This is a genomic window from Formosa sediminum, from assembly GCF_007197735.1.
Classification (GTDB): Bacteria; Bacteroidota; Bacteroidia; order Flavobacteriales; family Flavobacteriaceae; genus Formosa; species Formosa sediminum.
The window spans coordinates 684464-701939 of record NZ_CP041637.1 but is presented as its reverse complement, the minus strand read 5'-3'; the positions used below and the strand labels follow the sequence as shown (position 1 = coordinate 701939).

9 protein-coding genes are annotated in these 17476 nt (G+C 33.7%); 4 read left to right on the top strand and 5 right to left on the bottom strand.

Going from position 1 to position 17476, the window contains the following annotated elements:
* Positions 1-42: 42 nt before the first annotated feature.
* Together dgt and FNB79_RS03160 are read left to right on the top strand one after the other, a co-directional pair.
* Positions 43-1386, top strand: a complete 1344-nt coding sequence (gene dgt, locus FNB79_RS03165; protein ID WP_143379920.1) for a dGTP triphosphohydrolase — start codon at positions 43-45, stop codon at positions 1384-1386.
* Positions 1387-1452: 66 nt separating this feature from the next.
* Entirely contained in the window at positions 1453-4686 is a 3234-nt protein-coding gene (locus FNB79_RS03160; RefSeq protein WP_143379919.1) for a T9SS type A sorting domain-containing protein, read from the top strand.
* Positions 4687-4766: 80 nt separating this feature from the next.
* On the opposite strand, the gene dxs is transcribed toward FNB79_RS03160, so the two are convergent.
* Positions 4767-6539 carry a 1-deoxy-D-xylulose-5-phosphate synthase gene (gene dxs / locus FNB79_RS03155; RefSeq protein WP_143379918.1) on the bottom strand — a complete coding sequence of 591 codons (1773 nt, stop codon included), beginning with the start codon at positions 6537-6539 and terminating at the stop codon, positions 4767-4769.
* Positions 6540-6579: 40 nt separating this feature from the next.
* Here dxs and FNB79_RS03150 point away from each other — a divergent pair, with 40 nt between their 5' ends.
* Positions 6580-7029 (top strand): nucleoside deaminase, encoded by a 450-nt coding sequence (locus FNB79_RS03150; RefSeq protein WP_143379917.1) that lies wholly within the window; start codon positions 6580-6582, stop codon positions 7027-7029.
* Here FNB79_RS03150 and FNB79_RS03145 read toward each other — a convergent pair.
* Genes FNB79_RS03145 through aspS form a run of 3 tightly spaced genes read right to left on the bottom strand, consistent with a single transcriptional unit; the run spans position 7026 to position 10860 of the window.
* Entirely contained in the window at positions 7026-7265 is a 240-nt protein-coding gene (locus tag FNB79_RS03145; protein WP_143379916.1) for a hypothetical protein, read from the bottom strand. The two genes, FNB79_RS03150 and FNB79_RS03145, sit on opposite strands and share 4 nt — an antisense overlap.
* Before the next feature lies 1 nt (position 7266).
* Positions 7267-9060 (bottom strand): chloride channel protein, encoded by a 1794-nt coding sequence (locus tag FNB79_RS03140; protein WP_143379915.1) that lies wholly within the window; start codon positions 9058-9060, stop codon positions 7267-7269.
* A 45-nt stretch (positions 9061-9105) separates the two neighbouring features.
* A complete protein-coding gene (gene aspS, locus FNB79_RS03135) occupies positions 9106-10860 on the bottom strand; it encodes an aspartate--tRNA ligase (protein WP_143379914.1) in 1755 nt (584 codons plus the stop codon).
* Positions 10861-11213: 353 nt separating this feature from the next.
* Between aspS and FNB79_RS03130 the strand changes: the two genes are divergently transcribed.
* A complete protein-coding gene (locus FNB79_RS03130) occupies positions 11214-13835 on the top strand; it encodes a TonB-dependent receptor (RefSeq protein ID WP_143379913.1) in 2622 nt (873 codons plus the stop codon).
* A gap of 159 nt (positions 13836-13994) precedes the next feature.
* Here FNB79_RS03130 and FNB79_RS03125 read toward each other — a convergent pair whose 3' ends face one another.
* Positions 13995-17474: an efflux RND transporter permease subunit gene (locus FNB79_RS03125; RefSeq protein ID WP_143379912.1), complete on the bottom strand. Its 3480-nt coding sequence runs from the start codon at positions 17472-17474 to the stop codon at positions 13995-13997.
* Positions 17475-17476 lie beyond the last annotated feature (2 nt).

Genomic DNA, 17476 nt, shown 5'->3' with positions numbered 1-17476 from the left:
TATATTAGAAAATACTATATTGCGAATACTTAAAATAAAGTTATGAATTGGGAACAATTATTATCTCTTAAACGTTTTGGAGATGTTAATAAACGCTTAAGAAAAAGCCAAGATGAAACCCGTTTAGGGTTTGAAGTAGATTATGACCGTGTTATTTTCTCGTCAGAGTTTAGAAGTTTACAAGATAAAACACAAGTTATACCTATGTCTCAAACAGATTTTGTGCATACACGTTTAACTCATAGTTTAGAAGTGAGTGTTGTAGCAAGATCATTAGGGCGTAAAATTGGACAGAAAATAATTCAAAAATATCCCGAACTTCAATCCGAACATGGGTATTTACCAAATGATTTTGGAGCCATTGTAGCATCTGCAGCTTTAGCACATGATATAGGAAATCCACCATTTGGCCATTCTGGAGAAAAAGCTATTGGCGAATATTTTAAAACAGGAGCAGGAGCGCTATATAAATCACAATTAACGCCTAAGCAGTATCAAGACTTATGTGATTTTGAAGGTAATGCAAACGGATTTAAAATTTTAACACAAAGCCGCGACGGACGTGTGGGCGGACTCCGTTTATGTTATGCAACTTTGGGTGCATTTATAAAATATCCAAAAGAGTCTTTACCTAAAAAACCAACCCAAAATGTGTCTGATAAAAAGTATGGGTTTTTTCAAAGTGAAAAAGATGCTTTTTTAGATATTGCGCAAGAGTTGGGTTTAATTGAAGCTGGAACAAATGGAAATGTAAGTTTTAAAAGACATCCGCTTGCATATTTGGTAGAAGCTGCAGACGATATTTGTTATACCATTATAGATTTTGAAGATGGTATTAATTTAGGTTTAATTGAAGAAGAGTTTGCTTTAGAATATTTAATAAAACTGGTTAAAGATGTTATAGATATTAATAAATATCACCAATTAACAAACACGCAAGATAGAATAAGCTATTTAAGAGCCTTAACAATTAACACCTTAATAAATGAAGCGATTTCAATTTTTGAAGCTAATGAAACAGCAATATTAAATGGGACATTTTCTTTTTCTTTATTAGAAAAAAGTAAATATGAAGCTCAAATAAACGATATTATAAAAATTAGTGTTGAAAAAATTTATCAGTCTCAAGAGGTTCTAGATAAGGAAATTTCTGGTTATGCAGTAATTTCAAAATTATTAGATGTATATATTTCTGCAGTGAATAATGATTATAATGGAAAAGCATCTAATTATGATAAACTCATTTTAAAGATTCTTCCAAAAACCATCGATTTTGGTTCAACCGATTTGTATACAAGATTATTAAATGTTTGTCATTATGTCTCCTTGTTTTCTGATAGTCAGGCTATTTTGAATTATCGAAAATTTTCGGGGCGCTTAGTTTAATCGTTAGCTAATTTCTTGTTTGTTATTTAGAAAAATATATTTTTGTAAAATCCAACCTAAATATATATGAAAAATAAATTACAAATAGCATTAGGGCTATTAGCTGTTGTTACAATAGTTTTTGCTCTAGCGAAATTTAAGAATGAAGATGTGTCTTCTAACAAACAAGAGGTTAAAACCTTGACTGTTGTAGAGTTAAAAGCTTTGCATAAGAAAAACTTAGAAAATAGTCCGTTTAAAAACACTGCAAGTTTAAGTAAAAAAGAACGTGCTCAAAAAGGATTGCCTCCTAAACGTTATATGGAACGTTTATGGGAGTTAACCATGAATCCCGCATTAGGACGCCCAACTCCAGAAAATTTAACGGTAATACAAAAAGAACTTTTAGAAGCGCGTTCTAGTGCATTAGCGGCAGGACGTGTGCCGGGAGATGACTCAAATAACAATTGGATAGAACGTGGTCCAAATGATATTGGTGGTCGTACCCGAGCATTGATTTTTGATCCTAACGATACGAGTAACGAAACTGTGCTTGCTGGTGGTGTTAGTGGAGGGTTATGGAAAAACACTAATATTTCTAATCCAAATTCTGTTTGGACAAGTGTAGATTTACCAGAGAACCTAAATATTAGTTGTATTGCTGTAGATCCTAACGATTCTAAAACTATGTACTTAGGTACAGGAGAGTCTTATGTAGCAGGAGATGTTAACGGAAATGGTGTTTGGAAATCTACAGATGGTGGAAACTCATGGAGCCATGTTTTTGGAGGTGCTGAAGGCGAAACAGTATTACGAACCGATTCTAAGGTTACAGTAAAATCACCTAGTAGTATTGCAGATACATATATAGCTATATCAGCTGGTTTTAGTCCAACAATCACATCAGATATTACTAAAGATGTTGTGTTAGCAGATGCTGGAGGAGTAACAGGGGCAGAGGCCTGTTCTACGCTTACAAATGCAGCAGCTATTAATGGAAAAATTGCTTTAATTTATAGGGGAGGATGTTCTTTTATTGAAAAAGTAGTTTTCGCTCAAGATGCCGGTGCTGTAGCTGTTATTGTGGTTAATAATGTATCAGGAAATCCAATTGCAATGGGTGGAGTTGATCTTAATGGAGAAGTTCTTATTCCTTCTGTAATGGTATCTAAAACAAATGGAGATTTAATGCTTGCGCAATTAGAAGCTGGACAAACAGTGAATGCAACGATATCAGCAACTTCTGTAGATTTTTCAGGATTATATGTGTTAAATGGTAATCAGCATGTAAACGATATTATTGTTAGAGATAATAATGGTGTTTCTGAAGTCTTTGTTGCGGCAGGAAGTTCTTTTTATAGTGATGCTACTCCATATACACTTTTTGGTCCTGATGATTACGGTTTATTTAAATCCTCTAACGGAGGAACATCTTGGAGCCAATTGGCAGTACCATTAACAGATAATGGGTATGTATATGAACCTAATGATATTGAATTAGGAGCTGATAATACTATTTGGATGTCTACTAGACAAAGTTTACTTTACGGTGATGGTGGAGGAACTATTTTTTCTTCTACAGATGGGAATAACTTTGTTAAGAAATATGAGTTTGATGGAAGTCGAACACAAATCGCGACGTCGCATACAGATGCAAATAAAGTATATATATTGGCTGAAGGGAAAGATACAATTACTCCAGTTATTATGAAGAAAACTATTAACGGTTTTGCTTCAACTACAGATTTAACATTACCAAATGATGCAGATACAGATATTGATGAAATTGATTTTTGTAGAGGTCAAGCATTTTATGATTTAGTTATAAAAGTAGACCCTACAAACGACGAAAAGGTATATGTTGGAGGTATTGATGCGTTTAGAAGTGCAGATGGTGGAACAACTTGGACGCAATTATCGCATTGGTATGGTGGTTTTGGATATCCTGATATGCATGCAGATCAGCATGCTATTGCATTTGGTACTGGAGATTCTTCTAAAATGTTATTCGGAAACGATGGAGGTGTATTTTATTCATCAGCTAGTGGTTCAAAACCTACATCTAGAAATAACGGATATAATGTAACGCAATTTTATACAGTAGCGGTTGCTCCAACAGCAGCTGTAGCTGGAGATTATTTTGCTGGAGGTACACAAGATAATGGAACACCTTATTTTAGAAATGCAAGTTCAGGAATTAATTCGTCTTCATTCGATCTTTATGGTGGTGACGGTGCGTATACAGCTTTCGATCAAGACGGAACAGATACATACGTTATTTCTAATTATATTTATAATCTTGCTATTAGAAAGTATGATTATGCTACAGGAGAGGTTACAACAATACATGAGGATGATGAAGAAGAGAAAAATGGAGAGTTTATAAATCCTCAGATTTTAGACTCAAGATTAAATTATTTGTTCTCTAACTATTCATCAGGGACATCTTATGCAATTAAAACCTATAGAACTAAAAGTACAACGTCTAGCTATATAGCTAATACATTAACTAATACACTCTTAGATGCTCCGGCCTTAGCCTTAGCAATATCTCCATACGATGTTAGTAGCTCACATAGTATATTGTATGCTGGTTTAGAAAATGGTAGATTATTAAAAATTACAAATGCAAGTGCACCAATATTTCAAAGTTGGTCAGATATTTCTTCTTCTGAGTTTGTTGGTAGTATCTCTGATATTGAGTTTGGAACGTCTACAAACGAAATGTATGTTACATTCCATAATTATGGTGTAAACAACATTTGGTATACTAGTGATGGTGGTACTACTTGGAGTAAAAAAGATGGAAACTTACCAGATATGCCAGTAAAAACGATTTTAAGAAACCCTCTAAAAGCAGATGAGGTTATTATCGGTACAGAGCTAGGAGTTTGGTATACTACAAATTTTTCTAGTGATTCTCCAACTTGGACATCTGCTTTTAATGGTATGAGTAACGTAAAAGTTATGGATCTGGATTTAAGAGACGATAATACAATATTTGCTGCAACTTTTGGTCGTGGTCTATTTTCAGGTAAATTTACAAGTGAAGCTTTAAGTGTTGAAGACAATGTATTGGCTACAGGTATTTCTTTATATCCTACGGTTTCAACGGGTGAATTTAAAGTTAAATCAAAATCTAATTTAGGAGATGTTAATCTTCAAATATTTAACCTAAATGGACAATCTGTACTTGTAAAAACTATTAATTTAGATGGAAATACAGCAACCGATATTAATATTAATGTAGCCTCTGGAGTGTACTTGGCTAAATTTACTGAAGGCGAAACAACAACTATTAAAAAGTTTATTATTAAATAAAAATAGCTTTTTAATCTATAGTAAAAGAGGAACGCTTAGCGTTCCTCTTTTTTTATTCTATAATGATAATAGAAAATTGATTATATGTTATTTATAAATAATTTAGATAAAGACTCAGCGTCTAGACCTAACGATTTTTGAAGTTGGGAAACGGTTCCATGTTCAATAAAAACATCTGGAATTCCAAGTACATCAATTGGTGTATTATAATTGTGTTTTGCAGAAAAAGTGATAATTGCACTTCCAAAACCACCCAAAATTGTGCCATCTTCAATAGTAAATACTTTTGTGTAGGTCTTAAAAATAGTGTGCAGTAAATTTTCGTCTAAAGGTTTTATAAAACGCATGTTAAATACCGCAATGTTACTTTGCTGTTCTGGTGTTAGTAAATGTAGTGCGTCCTCAATATTAGAAGCCATAGTACCAATACTTAATACGGCAATTTTGTGCCCTAATTTAACAGTTTCTCCTTTGCCAATTTCTATTGTTGAAAAAGGCTGTTTCCATTGTAGTTCACGGCCTCGACCACGCGGATAACGAATTGCAATAGGGTGATTTAAACCCAATTGTGCCGTGTACATAATATTGCGTAACTCAATTTCGTTTTTAGGAGCAAAAATAATAAGGTTTGGAATGCATTGTAAAAAGGCTAAATCAAATACACCTTGATGTGTCGCACCATCTTCTCCAACTAAACCTGCACGATCTAAACAAAAAATAACCGGTAGGTTTTGAAGTGCAACATCGTGTATAATTTGGTCGTAAGCACGTTGTAAAAATGTTGAATAAATATTACAAAATGGTATAAAACCTTGTGTGGCTAATCCGGCCGATAATGTAACTGCATGTTGTTCTGCTATGCCTACATCAAAAGCGCGTTCGGGAAACTCAGTCATCATATATTTTAAAGAGCTTCCTGTAGGCATTGCTGGAGTAATACCTATTATTTTTTCATTGGTTTTAGCTAATTCTACAATAGTGTGTCCAAAAACATCTTGAAATTTAGGCGGTAAAATGGTTTTTGATTTAGCAAATAGATCTCCTGTCTTTGCATCAAATTTTCCGGGAGCATGGTATTTTACTTGGTTTAATTCGGCTTGCTTTAACCCTTTTCCTTTAGTTGTAATTAAATGAAGAAATTTAGGGCCAGGTATTGTTTTTAGGCGTTCTAATTCAGATATAATTTTAGGTAAATCATGACCGTCAATGGGGCCTGAATAATTAAAATTTAGTGCTTCAAAAATATTGTCCTGTTTCTGTGTACCTTTTTTTACATTGGTTAAATACATTTTTAAGGCACCCACACTAGGGTCTATTCCTATAGCATTATCATTTAAAATAACCAGTAAGTTAGTATCTGTAACACCGGCATGATTTAGACCTTCAAAAGCCATACCGCTAGCGATAGAGGCATCTCCAATAACAGCAATATGCTGAGTTTTTAAATCGCCTTTAAGTTTAGAGGCTATTGCCATGCCTAAAGCCGCAGATATAGAAGTAGAGGAATGTCCAACTCCAAAAGCATCATATGTACTCTCCTCGCGTTTTGGAAAACCGCTTAAACCATTTAGTTGTCTATTGGTATCGAATAGTGATTTACGTTTGGTAAGTATTTTGTGTACATAGGCTTGGTGGCCAACATCCCAAATTAATAAATCTTTAGGAGTGTTAAACACATAATGTAGGGCAATTGTAAGTTCAACAACACCTAAACTAGCGCCTAAATGCCCTTCTTTTGTCGCTACAATTTGAATGATAAATTCGCGTAGTTCTTTCGCTAATAAAGGTAAACGATCTTTAGTTAGTTTTCTAAGATCTTCTGGAGCGTCTATGTGTTGTAGTAATTTTGCCATGCGATTACAAATGTACGTTTTGAAATTGTATTTTTACATTATGGAAAATATTTTTGATGATACTTATTTTATGAAGAAAGCTTTGCAAGAGGCAGAGGTAGCATTCGATAAAGGTGAAATTCCTGTAGGAGCTGTAATTGTAATTGATAATAAGATTATTGCACGAGCACATAATTTAACCGAAACTCTAAACGATGTTACAGCACATGCAGAAATGCAAGCCATTACTGCTGCAGCTAATTATTTGGGAGGTAAATATCTAAAAAAATGTACGTTATATGTCACTTTAGAACCTTGCCAAATGTGTGGTGGAGCTTTGTATTGGAGTCAGATTTCTAATATTGTATATGGAGCTAGAGACGAGCAGCGTGGGTGTTTAAATTTAAACACCAAATTACATCCTAAAACCCTTATAAAAGGTGGCGTTATGGCAGATGAAGCTTCAATTCTTATGAAGCGTTTTTTCGTTGAAAAACGTAATTTAAATTAAAGCGTTCTGTTATCGCCTTCCTTTTCTCTCATCTTGTTTAAATTTTCTTTAGTTAGCATATAATCTTTAACATCTTTATCTTTCCATCTGTAATAAGAAAATAAAGGAAATACAATTAAAAAAAGTCCAACGACACCAAAACCAATTAGTTTTTCAGAAAAAGACACATTTAATATAAAGCCTGAAAGTATACTTCCAAATGCTAAAAGGGTTAAAATAATGATGAGGTTTTTCATGCTAACTTGTAAAATTAATAAGCTGACGTCTGTAGGCTGTAAGCAATTTAGATTTAGAGATGAATCCAATATATTTTTCGTCTCGAATTACAGGCAAGTTCCAAGCACTTGAATCCTGAAACTTTTTCATTATATCTGTCATTCTATCTTTGTTTAAATCTATTATTTCTGGAGGTGCTTGCATGACATCTCTAGCAACAACTTCGGTGTAAAGTGATTGATCAAACATAATGGGTCTGATGTCATCTAAAAGAATAATTCCGACAATTTTTTTAGATTTAATACTAATAACTGGAAAAATATTTCGGTTTGACTTTACAACTGCTTTATGAACGATATCTCCTAAAGTCATATCTGGACTAATCTTAACAAATTTAGTTTCAATAAGATTTTCTATATTCATTAGCGTTAATACAGCCTGATCTTTATCGTGTGTAATTAAATCGCCTTGTCTAGCTAAAGCCATGCTATAAACAGAATATGGTAAAAAGTATTTAGTGACAGCAAAACAAATGGCAACAGTAATCATTAAAGGAATAAAAAGTTTATATCCACCTGTTAGTTCTGCAATTAAAAAGATAGCTGTAAGAGGGGCTTGTAGTACACCTCCTAAAACACCAGCCATACCTACTAATGTAAAATTACTTTCGGATAAATGAAGTCTAAAGACATCTAGGGTGTTTATAAATTTTGCAAATCCGAAACCAAGTACAGAACCCATAAATAAACTCGGAGAGAATATACCTCCAATTCCTCCTGCTCCAAATGTAAGGGAAGATGCTATAACTTTAAAGAGTATTAAGCCTATAAGTAATGCTAGTATTGCATAGTTGTTGGTAATATCTATATGCATAAAGTTATTGGTTACCACTTCTTGGAAGTTGCCTGTAACCATATTGTTAATAACTTCAAAACCTTCACCATACAAAGGTGGAATAAAAAATACAATTATTCCTAATCCAGTGCCTCCAATAAGTAAACGTTTTATTGGTGATTTAATACCGTGAAAGAAATCATGAAAATAGGCATAAACCTTAGTAAAATAAATAGACGTTAAAGCTGCTAATATTCCAAATACAACAAAAAAAGGAACTTGTCCTAGTGTAAACTTATCAATCAACTCAAACGGTAAAATCGTATCTGTTCCGTAAAAGAAATAGGATAATAATACCCCTGAAATGGATGAGATAAGTAAAGGCAGTAATGAAATTAGTGTTAAGTCTAAACTAAAAACTTCTATGGCAAATACTATGGCAGCAATAGGAGCTTTAAAAATACATGCGATTGCACCTGCTGCTGCGCATCCCATTAATAAAGTACGAGTAGATTGATTGGTGTGAAATAATCTGGAAATGTTAGAGCTAATTGCCGCGGCTGTAGATACTGTGGGGCCTTCTAGTCCAACAGAACCACCAAAACCAACAGTTAAAGGTGCTGTAAGTAGGGCTGAAAACATTTGGTATTGTCTCATAATTCCTTTCTTCTTTGCAATAGCGCGCAAAGTAGAAGGGATACCGTGACCAAAATCTTGTCTAATTACGTATTTTTTTACCAAATAGGTTAATGTCAAACCTACCAATGGAAATAAAAAGTAAAAAGGGTGATGGTAATTACTTACTACTTTATTCTCCATTAAATGCTGAATAAAGTGAGTCGCATTTTTAAGAATAACTGCGCCTAATCCGGCAATTAAACCTACAGTTATACTTAGTATATATACAAAATTTCTATGTCCAACATGCTTTGTTTTCCAAAGCAAGAATTTTGTTAACAAGGATTTTTTTTGAGTTGGCATAGTTAATAAAGTGTATAAATCCCGCTTTAGCGGGATTTAAAGTTATTATGATTTTATATTTAGTTTTAAGCTTAATTCTTCAAGCTGTAAGTCGTCAATTTTAGAAGGCGCATCAATCATGACGTCTCGGCCAGAGTTATTTTTTGGGAATGCAATAAAGTCTCGGATAGTTTCTTGTCCGCCTAAAATAGCTACCAAACGGTCTAAACCAAATGCTAAACCGCCGTGTGGTGGTGCACCGTATTCGAAGGCATCCATTAAAAATCCAAACTGTGCTTTGGCTTCTTCATCAGAGAATCCTAAATGTTTCAACATAATAGCTTGTGTTGCTTTATCGTGAATACGTATAGATCCGCCGCCAATTTCGTTACCATTTAATACTAAATCATAAGCATTGGCTTTAACATCTCCAGGATGGGTGTCTAATAATTCAATTTGTCCCGGTTTAGGAGACGTAAAAGGATGGTGCATAGCATGGTAACGCTCGGTCTCTTCGTCCCATTCTAAAAGTGGGAAATCTATAACCCAAAGTGGCGCAAACACTTTTGGATCTCTTAAGCCTAAACGTTCAGCCATTTCCATACGTAAAGCACTTAATTGTGCGCGTACTTTATTTGTAGATCCAGAAAGGATACAAATTAAATCACCAGCTTTAGCGTTGGTAACTTCCGCCCATTTTGTTAGATCGTCTTGATCGTAAAATTTATCTACTGAAGATTTAAAAGTGCCATCGTCATTACAACGTACATACACCATACCCAAAGCACCAACTTGCGGACGTTTAACCCATTCTATTAATTTATCAATTTCTTTTCTTGTATAACTGTTTCCTCCTGGAACAGCAATACCAACAACAAGTTCTGCATCGTTAAAAACTTTAAAATCTTTATGTTGAGCAACAGCGTTTAATTCTCCAAATTCCATTCCGAAACGGATGTCAGGTTTATCGTTTCCGTATAAACGCATGGCATCATCGTAAAGCATTCTTGGAAATTTTTCAACCTCTACACCATTAACTTCTTTAAGTAAGTGACGGGTAAGACCTTCAAATACATCTAAGATATCTTCTTGCTCTACAAATGCCATTTCACAGTCAATTTGTGTGAATTCTGGTTGTCTGTCTGCACGTAAGTCTTCGTCTCTAAAACATTTTACAATCTGGAAATATTTATCCATACCACCAACCATAAGCAATTGCTTAAACGTTTGTGGCGATTGTGGCAAGGCATAAAACTGACCTTCGTTCATTCTTGAAGGCACTACAAAATCTCGAGCTCCTTCAGGAGTAGATTTAATTAAATATGGTGTTTCAACTTCAATGAAATCTTGACTAGATAAATAGTTTCTGACTTCTTGAGTAACTTTATGACGGAAAATTAAACTGTTTTTAACTGGATTACGACGAATGTCTAAGTAACGGTATTTCATGCGTAATTCTTCGCCACCATCAGTTTCATCTTCAATAGTAAAAGGTGGTAAAATAGCATTATTTAAAATAGTTAGTTCTGAAACTAAAATTTCTATATCCCCTGTGGCAATATTAGGGTTCTTAGAAGCACGTTCTATAACAGTGCCTTTAACTTGAATTACAAATTCACGACCTAATTTTTGAGCCTGTTCTAACATGACTTTAGGTGTGCGTTCTTCATCAAAGATAAGTTGCGTAATACCGTATCGGTCCCGTAAGTCTACCCAAACCATAAATCCTTTATCACGTACTTTTTGTACCCAGCCTGAAAGTGTTACTTCATTATTTATATGAGACGATCTTAGTTCGCCACAGTTATTACTTCTATACATATTCAATTTTTTGATGTGCAAATTTAATGAAGTTAAATGATTATAAACTAAAAAATACAAAGCATTCTACTTTCGATTTTTTAGTTTTTTTATTACAACCTTTTCTTTGGATAATTATAGTTGTATTTCAGTTTTGTTATAGTCTCTTCTAAGTATCATTTATAAGTGGTATTAGGTGTTTTTGTTAAAAAAGATAAAATTATCTTAATTGTTAAATTATTATTGTATTTAATTATATTTAACAAAATCTGTAAATTTTTTTTATTAAAATTTAATATTTGTTGACAATAAATTGTTAAAGAAAACATAAAATATATACCTTAGGGATTATTTAATTAAAAAAAGCAAATGTTATGGAGAGATTATTACAATTTAAGTCACTAGTGTTTTTAATATGTTTTGGAGTGTCCAATATAATTGCTGCCCAGGAAGTTATGGGGACGGTTTCAGACCATTCAGGAGCTATGCCTGGAGTTTCTGTTATTATTAAAGGGACTTCGGTTGGTACAACAACAGATTTTGACGGTAAATATAGTTTAAGTGTAGAGCCAGGGGAAATCTTAGTGTTTTCTTATGTGGGGTACGAAACGAAAGAAGTTGTTGTTTCTGGAGAGGTCATAGATGTGGTATTGGAAGCGGGTGTTGCATTAGATGCTATTGTTTTGTTAGGTAATAGAGCTAAGCCAAGAACCCTTTTAGATTCTCCAGTGCCTATAGATAATATTGGTGTCGATGAGTTAACAGGTGGAGGGCAGCCAACAATTGAGTCTATGCTTACTTTTAAAGTGCCTTCGTTTAATGCACAAACACAAGCGATTGCTGATGCAACTGCACATTACGATCCAGCAGATTTACGTGGATTAGGACCAAGTAGAACTTTGGTTTTAATTAATGGAAAACGTAAAAATCAAAGTGCTCAAGTTTACTTAAACAGAACTCCTGGAAAAGGAGAAGTAGGCGTAGATTTAAAAAGTATACCTACTGCAGCTATAGAAAGTGTAGAGATTTTAAGAGATGGAGCATCTGCACAATATGGATCTGATGCCATTGCAGGAGTTATAAATATGGTATTAAAGAAAGATGCTCAGTTTTCTTCGTTTAGTGTAAAATCTGGATTAACTACAGATGGAGATGGTTTTAATTTTGCAACAGATTTTAATACAACACTTGGTTTTGGAGAGGGAGGTTCTATAAATTTAACTTTAGGATATTATAACCAATCTCATACAAATAGAGCAGGAGTTGTAGATCCTGATGCTGAAGGAGCGACTAGAGATTATGAAATTGAATGGTTAGCGAATAATCCTAAAGCGGGGATGACTGTTGGTCAGCCTGATCTAGAGAAAGGGGATCTGTTTGTTAATATATCTCATCCGGTAGGGAAAAGTTCAGAATTTTATTCTTTTAATGGATACACTTTAAGAACAGGTAAAAGTTTTGCGTATTACAGAGCGCCATACTGGAGACAAGATGTTGCCGACGCAGAACTTCTTACACCTACAGAAGATTTTGAAGGGTATCAGCCAACTTTTGAAGCTAGAATTAAGGATCATATTAATTCTATGGGGTTAAAAATGGATTTAGGAAATAATTGGTTTGGAGATGCGAGTGTAACGTACGGAAGAAATAGTGTAAGTTATACGGTAAACAATTCGGTAAACAGAGATTATTTAGCAGATCATGGTACATCTCCAACAACATTTGAACCTGGCGGTTATAGCTTGAGTAATATTATAGGTAATTTAGATTTTTCATCTGTATTTACAGAGATGATAAGTGCCTCTTTTGGGATGGAATATAAAATAGAATATTTTGAAGCAATTGAAGGTGAGCCGTTATCTTATTATGGAGAAGGATCAGACTCTTTTGCGGGAATAAAACCTGAAGAAGCTGGAAAGTGGGATAGAAATAATTTAGGTATTTATGCAGGTTTAGATTTTGATATTACTGATGCTTTATTGTTAGGAGTTGCAGGTAGGTATGAAGATTTCTCTGACTTTGGAGATAATTTTTCTTGGAAAATATTCGGACGTCAAAAGTTGGGAAGTAATGGTGTAATAAGAGCATCTTATAGTACAGGATTTAGAGCACCAACATTGCACCAACGTTTTTTAACAAATAGTCAATATATTATTGTTGAAGGCTCTTCAGAACCATTATTACAAGGAACATTGGCAAATAATAATCCTGCTGTAGAAGCTCTAGGTGTCTCAAATCTTTTTGCAGAGACATCTAAAAATATAGCTGCAGGTATTACTTATAAATTTAAAAGTAATTTTTATGCGTCTTTAGATTTTTATCAAATAAATGTTGACGATCGTATATTGTTCTCTTCTCAAATTGGATCAGATTCTGACGATACAACAATAAATCCGGTAGAGCAAATCTTGATTGATAATGGAGTAACTGCAGTTCAGTTTTTTATTAATGCAGGTGATACAAAAACTACAGGTTTAGACTTTGTATTAAATTACGATAATATTGAATTAGGTACAGCATTGTTAAATGTAAACTTAGCAGCTAATTTTAATAAAACAACAATTGATGCTATTAATACACCGGATGCTTTGGCTGCTAATGGTTATGATATTTTTGAAAGAATCGAACGAGGATTAATAACAAACTCTAGACCGAAATCTAAAGTTATTTTAGGGCTAGATTATGAAGCAGATAAGTTTGGTATAGGGCTATACAATACTATGTTTGGAGAAGTAACAATTACATCTCCTTTAGGTAAAGAATTCGATCAGGATTTGTCTTCTAAAGTGGCTACAGATATAAGTGTAAGCTATCATTTTACAGATATGTTAAGTTTAACAGGAGTTATTAATAACATATTTGATGTATATCCAGATGAAACCTTAGCATCTACAGGAACTGCACAGGCGGCATCAAGATTTACATACTCTTCAGAAGTACAGCAATTAGGACAATTGGGAACAAATTTTAGTGTAGGGTTAAATTATAGATTTTAATTAATGTGTTTCATGTAAAATAAAAATCCAGACACTTCTGACGAGGAGGTCTGAATTTCTATTGTTAATTGGAATTAGTCACACAGTTAATGAACAATGATTTTAATCCAGAAAATCCGAAGTGTTATACTTCGGATTTTTTAGTTTGTAACCTTTTTGTTAATCTGCTATATCTACAATTCGTCTTTCTGATAACCACATTTTAAATAGAGAAGTTAGGAAGAAAAATACAGGAACAACGATTAGAGTTAAGAAGGTTGCTACTAGTAAACCATAAATAACTGTCCAAGCTAAAGGTCCCCAAAACACAACATTGTCTCCACCTATATATATGTTAGGATTAAAGTCGCTAACTAAAGTAAAAAAGTTAATGTTAAGTCCGATGGCTAATGGCACTAATCCTAAAATTGTAGTTATTGCTGTTAATAGAACAGGACGTAAACGCGCTTTACCCGCACGAACAATACACTCGTATAAATCTTGACGGCTTAAATACGTATCATCGTCTAAGTCTAATTCTAGTTTTTTTCTATCTATAAGAAGTTGGGCATAATCAAGTAAAACAACACCATTATTAACCACAATACCTGCTAGGGAAATAATTCCCATCATAGTCATCATAATAACAAAGGCATCTCCTGTGACTACTAGCCCTCCAAATACACCAATAAAACTTAAGAAAATTGCTAACATGATAATTCCTGGTTTTGTGATGGAATTAAATTGAAATATTAAGATAAAAAAGATAAGTGCTAAGCCTGTAAAGAACGCGCCCACCAAAAAGGACATTTGTTTATTTTGTTCTTCAATTTGCCCAGTATAATCAATTTTGATATCTGAAGGTAAATTTTCAAATGTTTTCATTTCATTCTGGATTTGCTCAACAATAGCTGCAGCATCTGTAAATCCTGGCGATAAAGCAGAATAGACGGTAACCACACGTCTTGTGTCTTTATGTTTAATAGCATTATATCCAGAAGTATTACTTTGTTTTGCTACTGCAGAAACAGGTATTTCTTTAATTTGCCCTGTGTTATCTCTAAAGGTCATTTTCTGGTTGAAAATAGCACTCATATTATATCTATTTTCTTCGTTAAAACGAACGTAGATATCAAAATCATCTCCGTTTTCTTTATAAACACCAGCTTTGCTACCAAATATAGAGTTACGTAATTGTTGTCCTACTTGGCTTGCACTTACACCTAATTCTCCTGCTTTTTCTCTGTCTACTTCAACTAACATGGTAGGTTTGCCTTTGTTAACATCAATTTTAAGTTCGTCTATTCCAGAAATATTTTTACTGTTTATAAAGTCCCTCATGTTTTGAGCAATACCAATAATTTGTGCATAGTCTTCTCCTTCTATTTCAATATTAATAGGAGGTCCAGAAGGTGGTCCGTTCTGATCTTTTTCTACAGAAATTAAAACCCCTGGATAAATACCTACTAATGCTTTCTGTACTTTTTGTCGTAGCAATTCACTATCTGCACCACGTCTATATTTGTATTCGCGCATTGAAGCAGTAATTTTTGCTTTATGAGGCATTTCTGCAGCAGATCCACCATCGGTTTGTGGGTTTCCTGCACCTTCTCCCACTTGCGAGACAGCACTTTCTACCAAGAAATTATAGTCGCCATCTTTATACTCTTCATCATCTAGAACATCGTATACTTTACTTTCTATTTCTTTAGTAATCGCATTGGTTTTTTCTATATCGGTTCCTTCAGGATATTCTATATAGACAATAATTTGATTGGGTTTATTATCTGGGAAAAACTCAACTTTTGTACGTTGAGATTTTAACGATGCACCAAAAGCAATAAAAGATAAAATTAAGCCTACAAATGTGATAATTGTAATGAAAGCTGGCCATTTTTTACTTAATGCTCTACGCAATTCACGTTCGTATAAATTCTCAAACTTAACCAAGATTTTAGTTTGGAAAGTATTGGCCATTTTACGTAAAAACAGACGATAAATCCATAGCATAACAGCTGTAAAAATCATTAAGCCACCAAGGCCTCTGTAAGCACCACCAAATATTAAGATTAGTAAGCCTATAACAGATACAATACTTGTAATTGAAATAATATTTTTTAGAGGCATATCTTTATCTTCTATAGTCATGTATTTTGAAACCAATACAGAGTTAAAAAAGATAGCTACAATTAAAGATGATCCTAATACTGTTGATAGTGTAATTGGGAGAAGCATCATGAATTTTCCCATTACCCCAGGCCAAAGCCCTAACGGAATAAAAGCGGCTACAGTTGTGGCTGTAGAGATAATAATTGGATAAGCAATTTCTCCAATCCCTATTTTAGCAGCTTTTTTTCTGCTCATGCCTTCTTCATCCATTAAACGGTAAACATTTTCTACCACTACAATACCATTATCTACCAGCATTCCTAGTCCCATAATTAAACCAAAAAGGATCATGGTATTTAAGGTGTAACCTAAAAAGTTTAATATCATTAAAGACATAAACATAGACATAGGTATAGCAAAACCTACAAAAAGAGCATTTTTAAATCCTAAGAAAAACATTAGGACTGTAATTACTAATATAATACCAAAAATAATGTTGTTAACTAAATCGTCTACCTGACCAATGGTAACAGGAGATTGGTCGTTTGCTATGGTTACAGTTAGGTCTTTAGGAAATACATTTTCTTTAGCATCTTTAACAATGTTTTGTATTTGCTCTGCAGCATCTACCATGTTTTTACCCGCACGTTTTTTTACATCTAACATTACTACGCGATGTCCAAATTCTCGTGCATAGGTAGTTCGGTCTTTTTCTTTAAAAGAAACATTTGCAATGTCTTTTAAGTATATAGGACTGTTATTGTCTGACTTAATTACAAAGTTATTAAGTTCTTTAGGATCTTCAATTTCTCCTAAAATTCTAATGGTACGACGTTGGCCGCTAGTAATTAAATTCCCTGCAGACATGGTTACGTTTCCGCCATTAACGGCACTAATAACATCTGCAAAACTTACTTTTGCAGCCATCATCTTGTAAATATCTACAGCTATTTCAACTTCTTTTTCTTGTGCACCACGTATATCTACTTGTTTTATTTCTGGTAAGTCTTCAATCTCATCTTGAAGATACTCGCCAAAATCTTTTAATTTATCTACCGGATAATCTCCTGAAAGATTTATGTTAAGAATAGGCATTTCTTCAGAGAGATTCAAGTCGAATACATTAGGCTCTACTTTTGCATCGTTAAATGTTGGCCAATCTTCGCTTGCCGTTTCAGAATCTATTTCATCTTTAACCTTTTGTTTGGCAGCTTCGACACTAATATTCTCATCGAATTCCACAATAATCATGGAATAGTCTTCTTGAGAGGTAGATGTTATTTCTACAACATTACTTATGGTTTTAAGTTGGTCTTCTAAGGGATCTGTGATTAGTTTTTCAATGTCTTCTGCAGTATTCCCTGGATATAAAGAGCTTACGTAGATTTTAGTTTCTACAACTTCTGGGAAGTTTTCCCGTGGCATTTGGTAATACGCGCTAACTCCTAAATAGAAAATTACAGCCATAATAACATAAATTGTGGTTTTGTTATTAATGGCCCACGTTGACATTCCAAATTCTTTGTCTACTTTCTTTTTGTGCTTTGTCATGG

Coding starts and splice junctions, on each gene's coding strand:
- FNB79_RS03145 (WP_143379916.1), bottom strand. CDS start 7,265: ATGAAAAACCTCATCATTATTTTAACCCTTTTAGCATTTGGAAGTATA.
- FNB79_RS03130 (WP_143379913.1), top strand. CDS start 11,214: ATGGAGAGATTATTACAATTTAAGTCACTAGTGTTTTTAATATGTTTT.
- FNB79_RS03125 (WP_143379912.1), bottom strand. CDS start 17,474: ATGACAAAGCACAAAAAGAAAGTAGACAAAGAATTTGGAATGTCAACG.
- FNB79_RS03150 (WP_143379917.1), top strand. CDS start 6,580: ATGGAAAATATTTTTGATGATACTTATTTTATGAAGAAAGCTTTGCAA.
- FNB79_RS03160 (WP_143379919.1), top strand. CDS start 1,453: ATGAAAAATAAATTACAAATAGCATTAGGGCTATTAGCTGTTGTTACA.
- aspS (WP_143379914.1), bottom strand. CDS start 10,860: ATGTATAGAAGTAATAACTGTGGCGAACTAAGATCGTCTCATATAAAT.
- dxs (WP_143379918.1), bottom strand. CDS start 6,539: ATGGCAAAATTACTACAACACATAGACGCTCCAGAAGATCTTAGAAAA.
- FNB79_RS03140 (WP_143379915.1), bottom strand. CDS start 9,060: ATGCCAACTCAAAAAAAATCCTTGTTAACAAAATTCTTGCTTTGGAAA.
- dgt (WP_143379920.1), top strand. CDS start 43: ATGAATTGGGAACAATTATTATCTCTTAAACGTTTTGGAGATGTTAAT.